The sequence below is a fragment of the Coleofasciculus sp. G1-WW12-02 genome (assembly GCF_040219735.1).
Taxonomy (GTDB): domain Bacteria; phylum Cyanobacteriota; class Cyanobacteriia; order Cyanobacteriales; family Coleofasciculaceae; genus Coleofasciculus.
Genome location: NZ_JAVJRX010000131.1, coordinates 33,321 through 51,310 on the forward strand (window position 1 = coordinate 33,321; position 17,990 = coordinate 51,310).

Consider the following 17,990-nt stretch of genomic DNA (forward strand, 5'->3'; position numbering starts at 1 on the left):
GGGTTCTGCACAAACCTTACCATCAATGGCTAAAGAAAATCCCTAAACCCGCCCCTATAAACCATTCCAGACTAGCGAGGCGAAGGGTCAAAACTTAAAACTTTCCCGATCGCGAATTGTGGACTTATTAGGACTAGACAAAGCGAATTATGCAAGAACTCGAACAATCCAAGCAAGTACTCAACCCTGACGCGGAGAACGATTCCGCTCACAAAATTGGTAATGGCGATCGCGTGACTGGTGAGTCCCACCCTAACTCTGATATCAATATTGAGACCTATTTTCAACAACAACGACAGTGGTTGTTATCAGTGGCTAAACGGATGCGTCGCGCTTCTACAATTGAAACCGTTGATACCCTGTTAGAAACCACCGTGGCAGAAGTGCGGGAGCATTTCCAGGTGGATCGCGTTTTAATTTATCGCTTCGAGAGTGAAACTGAGGGCGTTGTCCTTGCCGAATCAATGGTTGCGGGGTATACTCCCTGTTTGGGTGAACCCTTACCGGCGTTAACTTTTGGGGCAAACAATCAAATAGAGTATCAACAGCAAGAGGTTGTCACACTCAATCATCTTTACCAAGGCGTTACCAGTCCCTACCAACTGCAACTACTCAAACGCTTCCAAGTTAAAGCTAGCTTGAGTTTGCCAATTGTTATTAGTAAACAAGTGTGGGGTTTACTGATTGTCCAGCAATGTTCAGGAACTCGTACTTGGCAAGAAGCAGAAATAAATCTGCTTTATCAGGTGACAACGGAACTGACTCTCAACCTGCAACCTGGGGAACTCTATAGCCAACTGCAAACTCAGAACCAAAAAACCAAAATTGTTGGCAAAATCGCGGCGAAAATCCTGAAGAACATTCTGCGATCGCTCAATGTGCCCCAAGTCTTTAGCAGCGCCACGCGGGAAATCCGCCAACAACTACAGTGCGATCGCGTGGCGGTGTATCGGTTTAATCGAGATTGGAGTGGCGAGTTCATCGCTGAATCCGTCGCACCGGAATGGGTTCCTTTAGTCGGTCCGGATATCGAAAAAGTCTGGGTGGATACCTATCTCCAGGAAACCCGAGGCGGGCGTTATCGCCAGGAAGAAACCAATGCGGTGAATAACATTTACGCCGCCGGGTTGAGTGATTGTCACATCGACCTGTTAGAACAATTTGAAGCAAAAGCTTATGCGATCGCACCCATTTTTGAGGGAGAGAACCTGTGGGGGTTACTCGCCGCCTTCCAAAACTCAGGTCCCCGTCAATGGGACGCCTCAGAGCTTAACATCCTCGCCTTAGTCGGGCGTCAGTTTGGTGTCGCACTCCAGCAAGCCGAATACCTGGACAGTTTGCAAGCGCGAACCGGACAACTGGCAAAAGTGGCGGAACGGGAACGCACCATCGCCCGTGTGATTGACAAAATTCGTCAAACCACCGACTTGGAGACGATTTTCAACACCACAACCAAAGAAGTGCGTAAACTGCTCAACGTTGAGCGTGTCACCATCTATAAATTCCGCGATGACTATTTTGGGGATTTCGTCAGTGAATCAGAAGCGGGGGGATTTCCCAAACTGGTGGGGAGTGGTTGGGAAGATCCCTATCTCAACGAACACCAAGGGGGACGTTTTCGCGATAATGAACCCTTTGTTGTGGATGATATTTACACTGCCAATCTCACCGATTGTCATATCGAGGCGTTAGAGTACTTTGAAGTCAAATCCTGTGCCGTTGTCTCTATCTTCCAAGGACAAAAGCTGTGGGGATTACTCAGTGCGTTTCAAAACACCAGTACACGCCACTGGGAAGAGGGTGAAGTCCGACTGCTGACTCAAGTGGCGGCTCAACTAGGAGTGGCGCTGCAACAGGCGGAGTATCTAGAGAAATTGCAAACCCAATCCAAGCAACTGGTTAAAACCGCAGACTTGGAACGAGTTACGGCTCAAATTATCACCAAAATTAGCCAATCTCAAGACTTGGAGCAGATTTTCCAGACAGCTTGTGCGGAAGTGCAAACCTTTTTGGGGGCTGATCGCGTGGGCGTCTTTTGCTTTGATCCCGACTCTGGGTTTAATCGGGGAGAAATGGTGTCTGAGCGGGTGGTGGCAGGTTTACAATCAGCCTTGTCGATGAAAATAGACGATCACTGTTTTGGTGACAAACACGCGGAAAATTATCGTAAGGGACGGGTTTGGGCGGTTACGGATATTTATAACGCCAATTTAGCCCCCTGTTATATTGATACCCTCTCCAAGTTCCAGGTGCGAGGGAATTTGGTGGCACCCGTCATGCAAGGGATCGAATTGTGGGGATTGCTGTGTATTCACCAATGCAGTGGTCCACGGAAGTGGAAACAACAAGAGGTCGAGTTTGTCAAGCAGGTGGCGTATCAATTGTCCATCGCCTTGAAACAATCCCAGTACCTGCACCAGTTACAAGCGCAATCGACTCAGCTAGCGACGATTGCCCAAACCCAGGAAACGGTATCAACCGTCCTCACCAAGTTGAGCTATGGCGAGGATGTACCCACCATCTACAATACAGCCACTCGTGAACTACGGAAACTGCTCAAGTGCGATCGCACAGCGGTGTATCAGTTTGAGCCGGATTGGAGTGGTGTGTTTGTCGCCGAGTCAGTGGCGACGGGTTGGACGCCTTTAGTGGGTCCCGATATCCGCACCGTTTGGGAAGACACCTATTTAAAGGAAACCCAGGGGGGGCGGTATCGCAATCGGGAAAGCTTCGCCGTGGATGATATCCATACCATCGGTCACTCGGATTGTCACGTTGAAATCTTAGAGCAATTTGAGGTCAAAGCTTACGCCCTGGCACCGATTTTCGTCGCCGATGAGTTATGGGGAATCCTCTGTGCTTATCAAAATAGCGGCACCCGCCACTGGACGAGTACCGAAATTACCGCGTTAACCCAACTCGGTCAAGGGGTGGGAACGGCATTACAACGACTCTACTACCTGGAGCAGGTGCAACAGCAGTCGGATCAATTCGCCAAATTAGCGCAGCGGGAAAGTAATTTTATCAACCTGCTGTATAAAACCGGACAACGAATTGCCGAGCGCTTACAAAAAGGAACCTTAAACCCAGAGGTTCTGTTGCAGGCGACGAGTCAGGAACTACGACTCCTGCTGAATGCGGATCGGGTGGCGGTTTATCGCTTTAACTCTGATTGGAGTGGGCAATTTGTGATTGAAGATGTGGGCGGCTCATACATCAAAGTTGTGGGTACGGAATTGGCGCGGGTGAGTGATCCAGTGTTACAAGAAACCCGGGGGGGTTCCTATCGCCAAAATCAGTCCCGTGCGGTGAATGACATCAGCCAAGCCACTGAATTGACGTTTAACCGTGAAGTGTTGCAACAGTGGGGAGTGCAAGCTTACATGATCGCGCCTCTATTCCAAGGGGAACAACTGTGGGGATTGCTGGGGGTTTATCAAAACAGTGAACCGCGAACCTGGGAAGAGGGAGAGATTAAACTCTTAGCCCAAATGTCAACCCAGTTAGGGATTGCTCTGCAGCAAGCTCAATCCTTGGAGCAAGTTCAGGAACAGTCTGAACAACTAATGGCGGCGGCGCAACGGGAGAAAGCGGCGAAGGAAGAATTGCAACAGGGAGTGATTCAATTGCTAATGGCGGTACGTCCGGCTTTACAAGGGGATCTCACCGTGCGAGCGCCGATTACCGAAAATGAGGTAGGAACGGTTGCTGATGCCTATAACAATACCCTGCAAAGTCTCCGGGCGATTGTGAAACAGGTGCAGCAATCCTCTCGCCAAGTGGCACAAACCTCTCAAGCCAGCGAAGCCGCGATCGCGGGATTGGCGCAACAAGCGCAACGCCAGTTCCAGGCGCTGGAACAAACCCTAGAACAGATTCAGATGATGGTGAATACCACTGAAGCGGTGGGTGCTAGCGCTCGCCAGGTGGACGAAGCGGTGCAACGCGCTAACCAAACGGTTCAGGCGGGGGATGAGGCGATGAACCGCACGGTGGATGGGATTATGGATATCCGGGAAACCGTGGCGGAAACCAGTAAGCGGCTGAAGCGTTTGAGTGAATCGACGCAAAAGGTGTCGCGAGTGGTGAATTTGATTAGTAATTTTACCACTCAAACTCAACTGCTGGCGTTGAATGCGTCGATTGAAGCCACACGCGCCGGTGAGTATGGACGAGGTTTTGTGGTGGTTGCAGATGAAGTGCGTTCTCTGGCTCGCCAGTCAGCGGAAGCGACGACGGAGATTGCCCAATTGGTGCAGGAAATCCAGATGGGCACAGCAGAAGTCTCCACAGTCATGGAAACTGGGATTCAGCAGGTGGCAATTGGCACAAACCAAGTCAATGAAGCTCGCGAGTATTTGTATGCGATCGTGGAAGCCACGAGTCAGATTAGTCAGGTGGTTGCTGGAATTACCCAGGCGACTCAAATTCAGAATCAAGAGTTGCAGTCTGTCACGCGAACCATGACTCAGGTGGCGACGATTGCTAATCAAACGGCGGAAAATTCTCTGGAGATGTCTACATCGTTCCAAGAATTGTTGGCAATGGCGCAAAATCTGCAAATGAGTGCCGATCAGTTCAAGGTTGAATAGTCAGTTGTCAGTTATCAGTTATCAGTTGTCAGTTGTCAGTTGTCATTGACGCTGTAGGGGCGGGTTTGACGATTATCGTTTTTTATCTCACCTGGGTGTGAGTAAACCCGCCCCTCAACCCAACCCTACACAAAACGAATGATGGCGTGTTTCTACAATCAGTCAGGGCGGGTTTAGTTAAGTTAAGGGTTTTCTCCTGAAGGTTATTGGTAAAACCCGCCCCTACACATTCACCCCTCAAAACTCCCCCAATGACTAACGATCCAATTATTCGTGAACAAAGTTATCAATATTTCCTGGAAGAAGCGCCAGAACTTTTGGGTATTATCGAACAAGAATTACTCGATCTGCGGACTAATTTTACTGTCAATAAAGTTCATAACTTGATGCGAACTACTCACACACTTAAAGGTGCGGCGGCTAGTGTAGAGTTGGAAACAATTAAAACTGTTGCTCACTCGTTAGAGGATATTTTTAAAACCCTTTTTAATCCCGATGTCGTGATTGATGCTGAGGTGGAAGCCTTACTATTTGAAGGATATGAATGTCTGCGATTACCCCTGACGGCTGAAGTTATGGGTGGACAGATTAATGAAACGGAAGTTCTGGATCGCACGGCGGCTGTGTTTGCTAAACTGCAAGACAAGCTGGGTGATTGTTTTGACCAACAAGCGAGTATTCCCAGTTCTTTGGAGTTGGGATTTGATGTGACTCAATCCATTTTTGAGGTGGGGGTCACTCAGCGGTTAGAACAAGTTACCGAGGCTTTGGCGAGTGATGATCCGTCTGTCATGGCTGAGGCGTTGCGATCGCAGGCGCAAGTGTTGCTGGGTGTCGCTGAATCGATGAATTTACCGGGATTTGCGAATATTGCCAAAGCCGCGATCGCGGCGTTGGATCATTATCCTGATCAGGCGAAAATGATTACTAATATCGCCCTGGCTGACTTCCAGACTGGACAGCAAGCGGTACTCAATGGCGATCGCACTCAAGGGGGTCAACCGTCTCAATCGCTGCAAGAATTGGCGGGTTGGCTGGAGAGCGATCGCGAAGAAGATGTATATACAGATGTAGCAGGCTACGTCTCGGAAACCGAGGAAGCGGAGACTATCGCTAATCTGAGTAATTTTGACGAGGAATTTGGGATTTCCCTAGATATGACCGACTTTAGTCCGGATGTTGCGATCGCGTTTGGTGCTGATGCGGCTCATTTATCTCACACAAATGAGAGTTTCCTGGAGAACCTGATAACCGATCCAGCCGAGTTTCAACTGGGGAATGCGGATATTACGCCTTTACTAGATATGGACGTGGGTGAGGATGAGTCTCACATTGGTAATGAAAGTGAGGAGGAAGGATTTGAGGAACAAGACTCGACTGGATTATTAGATGCTATTTGGGGGAACGTATCGATTTCAGAATCCGCGATCGACGATAATGCTGAGCCAGAATCTGAGGCGGAAGCGTTTCCAGTGTTCAATACTCAATCGGAGAATTTAGAGGATTTAACGCCAGAATCTTTGCCAAATCTTCCAGTTGAAGAGACAGAACCGTTAACCGATTATGTTTTACCCTCCTCTAGGGCGCAAAAAGACTCTGTTCCGGAAACTCAGCCGCAAACAGTACGAGTCAATATTGATCATTTAGAACATTTAAATTACTCGGTTGGCGAACTCTTAACCCACCAAAACCGCCAATCCCTGCAGAATGATCAACTGCAAACGGCGGTTCATTCGGTGCTAAACCGTCTGCAACAACATCAACAACTGTTGGATCAATTGCAAGATTGGCATGACCGTCAATTGCATCGAACGCAACAACAACGGACGAGCAAGTGGTGGATAAAAAATCGAGAAGGGAGCAAAGAAAAGCAGCTATTTTCCTGGCAAAACAATCAGTTTAAAATTCCGAATCAATTTGATCCTTTAGAACTGGATAGCTATAATGAACCCCAGCTTTTAATCCAGTCTCTAATTGAAGATACAGCCCAACTGACTGAAGCAACGGAGTCGATTGAACTGTTTACCAATCAATTCAATCAAACCTTAGACAAACAACGGCGGCTACTAACCAGTACTCGCGACACGCTGATGCAGGCGCGACTGTTGCCTTTGGGGACATTATTTAAACGTTTTCCTCGAGTTCTGCAACAGTTGCAAGTAACTCATGATAAATCAGTCGAACTTAAACTACATGGCACAGAGGTTTTAGTGGATAAAGTGGTCGTGCAGAAACTCTATGACCCCTTACTACACCTAATTCGTAATGCTTTTGACCATGGGATTGAGTCACCAACGGTTCGCCAACAATCGGGCAAATCCAGTCATGGTTTAATTGAAATTGATGCCCATCACCAGAATCGATATTTAGTGATTGAAGTTCGGGATGATGGGCAAGGACTAAATTTTGAGAAGATTCGCCAACGGGCAGTTGATCAGCACTTGATCAACGCTGAAAAAGCAAGACATTTGACGCCAGCACAACTGACAGAGTTTCTCTTTGAACCCGGTTTTTCCACCGCTTCGGAGTTAAGTGATTTGTCTGGACGCGGAATTGGGATGGATGTAGTGCGTTCCCAAGTGGAAGCGCTACAAGGTTCAGTGACAGTCTATTCCCAACCCTATCACGGAACAACCTTTAGACTGCAAATACCCCTGAGTTTGACAATCGCCAAGCTACTCTTGATTGAAGCGGAAAGTCAAAAATATGCTTTACTTTCTGATGCGATTGAACAAATCATTATCCCGCCACCGGAACGACTGCGCTGCTGGGAAGAGGGAAAAGTGCTGCGATGGGGTACAGGAAAGGATGAACAACTGATCCCAATTTTTTCCTTGGCGAACATTTTAAATTACTATACCCCCAACCCGAAAGCGTTAGTTTTTCCCCACCAACCCCCCTGGGTTGAGTCAAGTCCAAAAATGCCAGTTATTTTGATCCGTTGTCAGAATCGGCTATTCGGCTTGGAAGTCAACCAACTTGTTGGTGAACAGGAATTAGTGATTCGTCCCCTAGGATCGATGATTACGCCTCCCCCTTATGTATATGGTGGCTGTATTCTAGCTGATGGTGGGTTAGCACTGGTGCTGGATGGGACAATATTAATGCAGTCTATTGCCGATCAGCAGACGATGACATCCCCGCCAGAGTTTGCCTCTGATTTTAAATCATCAATGGTCGCATTAACGGGTTCAACGTCGCTTTCATCCGATCGCCCCCAGTGGCAATTATCGCCTTCGCGCCCTGCGGCGTTACCGGCGGCGTCTGAACCCGCACCCTCAGTTTCAACGCGATCGCAACAATTTGTTCTTGTTGTCGATGATTCGATGACAGTGCGCCAAACGTTAACGTTTACGTTACAAAAGGCTGGCTATCAGATATTGCAAGCAAAGGATGGGTATGAAGCCATTGAGAAACTGCAAAATCATCGGCAGATTCAATTAGTTATATGCGACATTGAAATGCCCCGTATGAATGGCTTTGAGTTTCTCAAGTATCGCCAACAAGAGCCGGAATTATCCCTAATTCCTGTGGTAATTTTGACCTCTCGTAATAGCGAAAAGCACCGTTTAATTGCTAACGAATTAGGGGCTACTGACTATATCACCAAGCCCTTCATTGAACCTCAGTTATTAGAGACAGTGCAGAAACTGATCAAGGTTTGAGTTTTGTAAATCAACTATGAACTATGAACATGAACCATGAATTAGAGAAATATATCGTATTTAAGATTAGCGACTGTCTCATGTCACTGCCAATGGATAATGTGTTAAAAGTAATCAACACTCCACCAACTGCCAGTGGCTGGAATGCCATGGGATTAATTCAAATCGGGAATCATACGATTCGTATCGTGGATTTGCATCAGCAGTTAAATGCTGATAGAGACTGTCCATCTTTAGTCTCTACTGTACCCGATCGCCAATCATTTTTAGTGATTACCCGTCCTCTAGCTAGGGAACTCTGTGGCATTATCGTCGATGAACCGCCAAATTTAGTTGAATTAAGCCCCGATATGATTCACCGATTACCTCAATCTAACCGTCAGTTGCAGATGGTTAGTCATGCCGCAATTATCTCTGATGAGGAGGTTACGACCACAATTTTTATGTTAGATTTGCAGCAACTCTTGAATCCAGTTGGGTGAGCGCTAGATCAGGGCACGATAGTATCGTGCCCTATTAATTAGGTGGACAGCATAAAAGAAACCCCCTTTTTGCCCTGGCGACTGGAAGTCGCAGCTACACAAACAAAGTCCGCCTGCGCGGACTAGATTATAAAGGGGGTGGCTAACCCGGATTTGGTATCAGAAGTTGAAATGCCGTGTTTCTGGGTGAAAAGGCAACAGGGGAATGTCCTAACGTATCCCCATCACCCCGTAACCTCGTCATCCCCTAGATAGGGCTTCCTGCCAAATTTCGTAGTTATAGAACTTGCAGTTCTCTTGGATAGCGAGAATGACGCTGAGAACATCTTCACCAGAATCAGTTGGGATTAAGGTGAGGAGATGGGGGAGGTATTGAGTGATGGCTCCTGTGTCTTTCTTGGCGATATTACCTAATGCCTCGGTGGCGCTCTTACGCACATCAGAGTCAGAATCTTCGACCAGTTTGAGCAAACTAGGAATTGCCCTTTCCCAACCGATTTTACCTAATGCCTCGGCGGCAATCCTACGCACATAATAGTTAGAATCTTCCACCAGTTTGAACAAACCAGGAATCGCCCTTTCCCAACCGATTTTATCTAACGCCTCGGCGGCAATCCTACGCACATCAGAGTCAGAATCTTCGACCAGTTTGAGCAAACTAGGAATTGCCCTTTCCCAACCGATTTTACCTAATGCCTCGGCGGCGCTCCTACGCACATCAGAGTCAGAATCTTCGACCAGTTTGAGCAAACTAGGAATTGCCCTTTCCCAACCAATTTTACCTAATGCCTCGGCGGCGCTCCTACGCACATCAGAGTCAGAATCTTCGACCAGTTTGAGCAAACTAGGAATCGCCCTTTCCCAACCGATTTTACCTAACGCCTCGGCGGCAATCCTACGCACATAAAAATCAGAATCTTTGACCAATTGGAGCAAGGCAGGAATCGCTGTTTCCGAACCAATTTTACCCAAGGCAGCGACGGCACTCCTACGCACATAAAAATCAGAATCTTTGACCAGTTGGAGCAAGGCGGAAATCGCCGCCTCGGAACCAATTTTACCCAAGGCAGCGACGGCACTCCTACGCACATCAGAGTGAGAATCTGCCACCAGTTGGAGCAAGGCAGGAATCGCCCTTTCTGAACCAATTTTACCTAATGCGTCGGCGGTTCTCCTACGCACATCAGAGTGAGAATCTGCCACCAGTTGGAGCAAGGCAGGAATCGCCCTTTCTGAGCCGATTTCACCTAATGCCTCGGCGGTTCTCCTACGCACATCAGAGTCAGAATGTTGCACCAGTTGGAGCAAGGCAGGAATCGCCCTTTCTGAACCAATTTTACCTAATGCCTCGGCGGCACTCCAACGCACATCAGAGTCAGAATGTTGCACCAGTTGGAGCAAGGCAGGAATCACCCTTTCCCAACCGATTTTACCTAATGCCTCGGCAGCACTCCCACGCACATAATAGTCAGAATCTTTGACCAGTTGGAGCAAGGCGGGAATCGCCGCCTCGGAACCAATTTTACCTAACGACTCGGCGGCTGCTCTTCTACACACATCAGAGTGAGAATTTTTGACCAGTTGGAGCAAGGTGGGAATCGCCGCCTCGGAACCAATTTTACCTAACGACTCGGCGGCACTCCTACGCACATAATAGTCAGAATGTTGCACCAGTTGGATCAAGGTAGGAATCGCCCTTTCCGAACCGATTTTACCTAACGACTCGGCGGCACTCCTACGTACACGAAAGTTAGAATGTTCCACAAGTTGAAGCAATCCAAGAATCGCCTTTTCCGGACCAATTTTACCTAAGGCATCGGTGGCTCTCCCACGCACATAAGAGTCAGAATCTGCCACCAGTTTGAGTAAGCCAGTAATCGCTGTTTCTGAACCGATTTTACCTAAGGCATAGGCGGCTCTCCCACGCACATAAGAGTCAGAATCTGCCACCAGTTGGAGCAAGGCAGGAATGGCACTATCTGATCGCGTCTCACCCAAATGCGGAACCTTTAACCAAGCAGGGACATCCAACGCTTCCACATACCCAACTGTCTGCTCCTGAAACTCTAGCTTTACCTCCCCCGCTAACCGCGCTCCCAACTGCCAATCCACGTCCAATGCCAGTTGTACCACCTGCACCGCTCGCCTATCATCCACCAGCGCCAACATCAACGCGATTGGCTCTGTCCATTTTAGGTAATTGAGATACTCCCGCTTCAGCACCCCATCACTCAACGTTGGCAACCGTTCCCGCAATGCCTCGGCTGCGTAATATTCCTGAATCAGTTGATGGCGAAACTCTAACTCTTCATTGCCTGTTCCCGCCTGAATTAGATGATACTTCTGCAAATCCCGCAGACACTTACGGGCAAAATCCTCCCCATACGCCACCTTGCCATTGAGAAATTGCGCGATCGCCTGTACTGCTTCTTCCCGCGCAATCCCTACCCGTAGTTCCGTCGGCGTCTCTCCCTGCATCATCACCCACGCCAACTGTTGCAGCACCGATTTCCACCAGTCGCGATCGCTCTCAATCACGACATCCTGTTTCAGGTTGCGCTCATATCCCTGAGTAAATAAGCGAAACACTAACCCCAAATTCTCTGGAATTTCGTTTGTCTGCTTAAACAAGCCACACAACATCCACAGCAGCAACGGGGTTTGCCCAAACTCTCGCAAGCGATCACCTAGGTGGCGCAGCATTTCCTCGGCTTGTTCTGGCAAGTATGCACGGATAAACGCCTGCATTTGCTCTGGGGTGAGCGGCTGCATTTCCAATTTCTGCTCAATCCCTAAATCTCCCCCCAGGCTCAAATCCCGTGTGGTGAAGATCATTGGCACTTTGGGATGGTTGCGCCGAAAATCAGAAAGCTGCGATCGCGCTTCCTCTGAGGGCAACTCATTCACCCCATCAAAGAGGATTAGCGATCGCGATAACACCGTTTCCAGTTGTGCCGCCGTTAAGGGGAGTTCATGGCGAGTAAAGGCATTGAGAATTAATTGGGTGATTGAACCTTGCCAGTAACGCAGTTCCACCAACACCGGAATTCGGGTTGACTCCCCTCTCCCAGAATTGGGAGAGGGGCTGGGGGTGAGGGCTTCCTGAGTGCAGAGTGAGAAGTCGGAGTTGTTCAAAAACTCTGATTTCTGAGTCGTCGCCTCTTCCAAGAGCAACCGTGCTAACGCCGTAGACTTTCCCGATCCGGGACGCCCAACTAACAAAACCTGCTCCTGGGCATACTTACGCAGCCCTTCCAGCACCGAGAACCGCTCAACCTTCTTTTCCTGTGGCTGTTCTGGCTCCTCCTTTTTCACCCTCTGCACCATCAACCCAAAGTCAAAAATCGGTGTCACGTCCTGAGATTGCCGTTTTTTGCTTTCGGCATCGGTTAATGTGTAAAGCTGCCACCACTTCTCATACTTAGTGGTAACTGCGGTTAAATAGGGCTGAACATCGATTTCAGTCTGCTTTAGAACTAAATCCCGCCAGCGGCGATCGCGTTGATGAAACTGCTGCTGAAACTCTCGCAATTGGGGAAACTGCTCCAAAATCACGGTAGTTGGTACAGCGCCACCCCCCAAATCAAACGAGCGATCGCGGGTAAACTTAACAATCCCACAAACCTTACCTGTTCGCTGATTCAGCAACGGTGCGCCACTCATCCCTGGTCGCACCTGTCCCAATTTAAACTTAATTAACCTTGGCTCATCCCCGGTTAAGCCTTCACAGTTAAACGTTACCGGACAGCCATTGTCAAACTCTTGATCAGGATAACCGAATAGATAGAGCGGATCGCGGGATTTAATCTCCCCATCCAAATACACACAAGGCGGATCGGCATCAGTGGGGAGCGTCACCCGCAACAGCGCTAAATCATAAGGATCAGGAAGCAATTCCTCTACCACCGCCTGTGACCAATTCTCCTGCATCTGCCAGCGTACCTGAATCGGTTCACCTGCTGCCTTTTTCACCACATGAGCGCAAGTGAGAATCCATTCTGGAGCGACAAAAAAGCCTGTTCCCCAACCTCTACCAGGAAGGGAGAGCTTCACCGTGCATTGTTGCAACAGCTCCTCGACGCGACTCATGGTTTACGGTTTAGGTTGAGCTTCCCATTCCAACGTGATTTCCAGATTCGCTTTACCCGATCCTTTGACAATCACCGCCGTCAATTGTCCAGCCTCGATCGCCATTTCCATGCCAAATTTTACCGTCGCCTTCCTCGGTTTCGCTTTTTTCAGGGGTGCGGCGATCATCTGCACCACCCCCTCGATCGCATCAGCGACAGGCTGAAACTGCTTGGCGTCAAAGCTGACATCTTCTCGCCCCGTCGTTGTCACCTCAAATTTCGCGATCGCCCCATTGGGAAGCTCAACTGGAACGGTGTCACTACGGGATTCGGCAAAGGTCATTTCATTCTCCTCAATGGGAAATGTAAGGGCTAAGGTTCCCTGACTAAAAACTTGTTATCCCTATCTTACGCTGTTCGGCAGATAAACCTTAAGATCAACAATTGCGGAATCTTTGTAGTGCGAGCATCTTGCTCGCTAACGAGCATCGGGAGCATGTCAGAACACAAAATATTTTAGCAAAGCAAGGGTGTTGGGTTTCGTTCCTCAACCCAACCTACTTGCGTTGACATACACCCCGAGCATCTTCCTCGCTACTCATACTATAAATTTGCAACAGTAGACTTAAAATAGTCATCACTTGGGTGATATGGCAACTCTGACTCAGATTCGGGAAAGCAAATTTATGCCAACTTAGAAATTCCCGAATACTGGGTGATTGATGTGTCAGCCGCTAGGGTGATAGCATTTTGTCTGTAAGCTGATGGTCGATATCAACAAAGTGAAGTCTCTAGGGCATTGGATGGGTTAGAGATCGCGTTAGTTGAACAAACCTTTGCCCGTCTTGAACAGGAAACCAACGGCGCGGCGGCTGTTTGGTTTGCCCAGCAGATTCCTAATCTCTAGAATATGCTTTCAATAATCCGATTATCTACGATGATTAATCCCAGATGCGCTTGACTGGATAAGCATCAAATACCCCATCTCTACTCATAATTGGTATATTTTCTGCAATAGCTTGTGCAATGAGAAGTCTATCGAAAGGATCATTATGATGAAACGGTAAATTTGAAATTATTCCCAGATGAGTTAACTGAATAGAAAGCAATGCAAAGTCCTCCAAGTTTATCTTTTGCGTAATGTAATTTTCAAGGGGAACTAAAAGAGTTAATTTTCCTTTGCTTTGTTTAATTGCCATTTCCCAGACGCTGGCAATACTAATAAATTTTTCATGATTAGTATCTTCCATCAGTTCGCGGACAGTATTGCTGAGATTAGATTGACCAGAAAAGAACCAAATCAGAGCATGAGTATCCAGAATAAATTTCATTAATAATCTTTAAAGTCTTCCAAGGGTTCATCAAAGTCATCGGTTATGGAGATCATCCCCTTGTCACTACCAAAAAGGGGGGGTCTTTTTTGTCGAGAATACGGCGATACTAATTTAACCATTGGCAGGTCATTCTTGGTAATCATAATTTCTGTACCAAGTGAGGCATTTTCAAGGAGTTGATTAATTTTTTGCAGGGCTTGATTGATATCTATTGTTTCCATAGATAAATCCTCTTTTTTCTAAGGTTAAATTCTACCATTTATTTCCCAACTGAAGCAGGTCGAATGCGTTACTGCGGCTGAACTGTAACGGAAATAAAATAGCATAGACTACAGTATATACGTTACCCATAATCGGACATAATCGCAATACATTTCGTCACCGAAGAGCGCACAATGGGGGTGTGCGCCTCTACAATGCTAATCCATCAAATTAGGTGTGCCACGCTACTACTGAGTTTCCTGTAAAACGTGGTGAATCAAATCAGCCGCTAGCTGGAGTTTATCTCGGTTGGTAAGAGCCTCAAAGTTTACTGTTGCAACAGATGGCATCAGGGATATTGGCGAAGTTTGTGAGGTAGTGGATAATTCCAATGTCTCGTAAAAATAGTCAATAGGCTTTCGGTAGACTCCGGCGAATGCGGGTAACTCCCTCTCAGCATCTACTTTACGTTTCCCATTTTCGATATAAGACAGGATTTGCTGACTCAGGGCGGGTTTTGTTATTTATTTATCTGTGACTAGCTAAGTTAGTGACTAAACCCGCCCCTACAGATTCATTTCATCGCCATAATCCCTTAATTTCCCGCCAAATCTGTGACTGATTAGACTGAACTCTTGGATGAGTCAAAACTCCCTGACTCGGACTAAATAAAAACGCCAGCATAAAAAATCCAAACGTGACTAATACAATAGCAGGACCTGACGGTAAGTTGAAAAAATAGCTCAAATACATACCACTGATACTGGCAACTACGCCAATTCCTGAACCTAAAAGCATCATCTGGTGTAACCTTGTCACCAATAAATAAGCCGTCGCCCCTGGTGTAATTAGCATGGCTAAGACCAAAATTACCCCAACGGCTTTGAGACTGGCTACAATTGTTAGGGCAATCAAAATCATTAAACCAAAGTTGAGCAAGTTTGTTGGTAATCCCGCCGCTTTTGCGCCTACGGGGTCAAAGGTATAAAACATCAATTCTTTATACAGCAATAAAACAATGGCGAGGACAATGGCGGTAATAATGGCTGTATTAATCACTTCCTCTCCCGTAACACTGAGGATATTACCAAATAAAAAGTGATTTAGGTCAATCTTATTGTCTTTTTGAATAACTGTGATTAAAGTAATACCGAGGGCAAAGAAGGCGGAAAAGACAATTCCCATCGCCGCATCTTCTTTAATCTGCGATCGCGTCCTGATCCAGGTAATCACGATTGTACTGACAATACCTGCCAAAAACGCCCCCAGAAAGATATCCACGCCCACGATATAGGCGATCGCTAATCCCGGTAATACGGAATGACTAATCGCGTCACCGAGTAAGGCGAGGCGTTGTACCATGAGGTAACTTCCCACCGAGGCGCAGACGATTCCCACTAAGACGGCTGTCATTAGCGATCGCTGCATAAAGCTGTATTGCAAAGGTTCAATTAAAAGGTCAAGCATGATTTGTCATTTGTTGATGTCATTTGTCATTTGTTAAATACCTAAAACGTTAGCCAGGGCGGGTTTTGTAGAAACGTTAACAAAAACAATCAATTTTAATCCCTAAACCCGCCCCTACACAATTCAAACATTAAGCAGCGTCTGAGAAAAATACGACTTGACCCCCATAAGCACGTTGTAGGTTATTTGCCTGCATTACCTGGTGGCGGGAACCTGAGGCAATTAATTCCCGATTCAATAAAATTAAATCATCAAAATTTGTAATCGCTTCCCCTAAATCATGATGAACCACTAACACGGTTTTCCCGGAATCGGCTAATTCGTGGAGAATCTCAAAAATAATGGCTTCGGTTTTTTTATCGATTCCCGCCATGGGTTCGTCAAAACAGAAAATATCGGCTTGTTCAGCTAACGCTTTGGCGAGAAAGACGCGCTGCTGCTGTCCCCCCGATAATTGACCGATGGGGCGATCGCGAAATTCACTCATACCCACCCGCGCTAACGATTGGGCGGCGATGCGTCGGGATACGCTGGAGAAACGCCGAAACCATCCCGTCTTGCGTATCCGCCCCATTAATACCACATCCCACACCGTTGCGGGGTAAGTCCAATCAATCTGCGATCGCTGGGGTACATAAGCTACTCTGTCTAATTGATCCATCATGGGTTTCCCCTGATACATCGCTGTACCACAGCTTGTCTGCACTAACCCTAGCATCGCTTTCATCAGCGTACTTTTTCCCGCGCCATTGGGACCAATAATTCCCGTCAGTCGCCCCGGTTGAATCTGACAGGTGATATCCTTTAGCGCTTCGACGAGGCGGTACTGCACACTAAGGTGTCCAATCCTCAGGGGTTCCTGGCGGACGATGGCGCGATCGCGCTGGGGGTTGTGGTTGTTGCTATTCAAGATAACCATTGACATGATCAAACCAGAGAGATTTTAAAAAATGAAACAATTATGAAAATATTGTATCCTCAAAAATGAAAACAATATGAGAATCAATATATAAACTAAATGAACGTAATTACTCACTCGCAGGGTAGAACTCAGTTGCAGGGATGCAGAGGTGCAAGGGTGCAGGGGTGTACAGATGTAGGGGCGGGTTCGACTGATAACGTTAGTTGGGTTGAGGAACGAAACCCAACCTACAACCGTGGCATACTTAAATTAGCTGGGGTGATTCTGGGACTTTGGATCAGTGGCTGTGAGGCGACAAATCCAAATCTTTCAGGAACCGATGCAGAGGACAAACCTAACGTTGTCGCCACAAGTACCATTATCGCCGACTGGACAGAACAAGTCGGGGGAGATGAGATTGAACTAACTGGAATCCTCGAACCCGGTGCTGATCCTCACATTTACGAACCCGTACCCGCTGATACAATTGCCTTAGAACAAGCGGATCTAATTCTCTACAACGGTTATAACTTAGAACCGGGACTGATTAAACTGATGCAGTCGGCGGGGGTAAATGCCAAAACCTTTGCTGTTGGGGAAGTTGTAACGCCATTAGATTTTGAGTATCAGGGAAAAAAGGAACCCGATCCTCATGTTTGGGGAGATGCAGATCATGGGATTAAAATGGTTAATGCGATACGCGATCGCTTAATTGAACTTTCACCGGAAGACAAAGACAAATTTACCGCCAACGCCGCCAAACTCACGGCTGAATTGGAACAGGTTGATACGTGGATTACTCAACAGATTCAAACCATACCTGCTAATCAGCGTAAACTTGTAACCACCCATGACGCCTTTCAATATTATGCTCAAGCCTATGGATTAGAAGTAATTGGTACTCTGATTGGTATTAGCACCGAAGAACAACCCAGCGCCCAAACCGTGAAAACCCTATCCGATGCGGTAAAAGAAGCAGGCGTTCCCGCTATTTTTGCCGAAACCACGATTAACTCCGCCCTGATTAAAACGGTTGCAGCAGAAGCGGGAGTCAAATTACCACCATCCGAACTTTATTCTGATTCCCTCGGCGCACCCGGAAGTGAAGCGGATACTTATGTCAAAATGCTGATTACTAATACCCGTACTATTGTAGAAGCCTTGGGGGGCGATTATCAAGCATTTCTAAACGGGGGCAATTAATGTTAACGGTGGAGATCGTCATTCGTCTTATGTCTATTGTCCCATTACCCGCCCCTACAATTGTCCCATTAACCG

10 protein-coding genes are annotated in these 17,990 nt (G+C 47.4%); 4 read left to right on the forward strand and 6 right to left on the reverse strand.

Going from position 1 to position 17,990, the window contains the following annotated elements:
• The first annotated feature begins 149 nt into the window (after positions 1-149).
• From RID09_RS21365 to RID09_RS21375, 3 genes are all read left to right on the forward strand, one after another.
• Positions 150-4,592, forward strand: a complete 4,443-nt coding sequence (locus RID09_RS21365; protein ID WP_446337929.1) for a GAF domain-containing protein — start codon at positions 150-152, stop codon at positions 4,590-4,592.
• A 251-nt stretch (positions 4,593-4,843) separates the two neighbouring features.
• A complete protein-coding gene (locus tag RID09_RS21370) occupies positions 4,844-8,257 on the forward strand; it encodes a response regulator (protein WP_446337930.1) in 3,414 nt (1,137 codons plus the stop codon).
• A gap of 23 nt (positions 8,258-8,280) precedes the next feature.
• Positions 8,281-8,739, forward strand: a complete 459-nt coding sequence (locus RID09_RS21375; protein WP_446337931.1) for a chemotaxis protein CheW — start codon at positions 8,281-8,283, stop codon at positions 8,737-8,739.
• A 240-nt stretch (positions 8,740-8,979) separates the two neighbouring features.
• Here RID09_RS21375 and RID09_RS21380 read toward each other — a convergent pair whose 3' ends face one another.
• From RID09_RS21380 to RID09_RS21405, 6 genes are all read right to left on the reverse strand, one after another.
• Positions 8,980-12,828, reverse strand: a complete 3,849-nt coding sequence (locus tag RID09_RS21380) for a HEAT repeat domain-containing protein (protein WP_446337932.1) — start codon at positions 12,826-12,828, stop codon at positions 8,980-8,982.
• Positions 12,829-12,831: 3 nt separating this feature from the next.
• Positions 12,832-13,152, reverse strand: a complete 321-nt coding sequence (locus tag RID09_RS21385) for a CU044_2847 family protein (RefSeq protein WP_446337933.1) — start codon at positions 13,150-13,152, stop codon at positions 12,832-12,834.
• Positions 13,153-13,750: 598 nt separating this feature from the next.
• Complete coding sequence (locus RID09_RS21390) at positions 13,751-14,140, reverse strand: type II toxin-antitoxin system VapC family toxin (protein WP_446337934.1); 390 nt, start codon at positions 14,138-14,140, stop codon at positions 13,751-13,753.
• Positions 14,140-14,364 (reverse strand): type II toxin-antitoxin system Phd/YefM family antitoxin, encoded by a 225-nt coding sequence (locus RID09_RS21395; RefSeq protein WP_446337935.1) that lies wholly within the window; start codon positions 14,362-14,364, stop codon positions 14,140-14,142. The genes RID09_RS21390 and RID09_RS21395 overlap by 1 nt, the downstream gene beginning before the upstream one ends.
• A gap of 559 nt (positions 14,365-14,923) precedes the next feature.
• Entirely contained in the window at positions 14,924-15,811 is an 888-nt protein-coding gene (locus tag RID09_RS21400; RefSeq protein ID WP_446337936.1) for a metal ABC transporter permease, read from the reverse strand.
• A gap of 130 nt (positions 15,812-15,941) precedes the next feature.
• Positions 15,942-16,736: a metal ABC transporter ATP-binding protein gene (locus RID09_RS21405; RefSeq protein ID WP_446337937.1), complete on the reverse strand. Its 795-nt coding sequence runs from the start codon at positions 16,734-16,736 to the stop codon at positions 15,942-15,944.
• A gap of 93 nt (positions 16,737-16,829) precedes the next feature.
• Between RID09_RS21405 and RID09_RS21410 the strand changes: the two genes are divergently transcribed.
• Entirely contained in the window at positions 16,830-17,915 is a 1,086-nt protein-coding gene (locus RID09_RS21410) for a metal ABC transporter substrate-binding protein (protein ID WP_446337938.1), read from the forward strand.
• Positions 17,916-17,990: the final 75 nt, after the last annotated feature.

Bases quoted from the DNA above. Each gene is read 5' to 3' on its own strand.
- RID09_RS21365 (WP_446337929.1), top strand. From the start codon at position 150: ATGCAAGAACTCGAACAATCCAAGCAAGTACTCAACCCTGACGCGGAG.
- RID09_RS21370 (WP_446337930.1), top strand. From the start codon at position 4,844: ATGACTAACGATCCAATTATTCGTGAACAAAGTTATCAATATTTCCTG.
- RID09_RS21375 (WP_446337931.1), top strand. From the start codon at position 8,281: ATGAACATGAACCATGAATTAGAGAAATATATCGTATTTAAGATTAGC.
- RID09_RS21380 (WP_446337932.1), bottom strand. From the start codon at position 12,828: ATGAGTCGCGTCGAGGAGCTGTTGCAACAATGCACGGTGAAGCTCTCC.
- RID09_RS21385 (WP_446337933.1), bottom strand. From the start codon at position 13,152: ATGACCTTTGCCGAATCCCGTAGTGACACCGTTCCAGTTGAGCTTCCC.
- RID09_RS21390 (WP_446337934.1), bottom strand. From the start codon at position 14,140: ATGAAATTTATTCTGGATACTCATGCTCTGATTTGGTTCTTTTCTGGT.
- RID09_RS21395 (WP_446337935.1), bottom strand. From the start codon at position 14,364: ATGGAAACAATAGATATCAATCAAGCCCTGCAAAAAATTAATCAACTC.
- RID09_RS21400 (WP_446337936.1), bottom strand. From the start codon at position 15,811: ATGCTTGACCTTTTAATTGAACCTTTGCAATACAGCTTTATGCAGCGA.
- RID09_RS21405 (WP_446337937.1), bottom strand. From the start codon at position 16,736: ATGTCAATGGTTATCTTGAATAGCAACAACCACAACCCCCAGCGCGAT.
- RID09_RS21410 (WP_446337938.1), top strand. From the start codon at position 16,830: ATGAACGTAATTACTCACTCGCAGGGTAGAACTCAGTTGCAGGGATGC.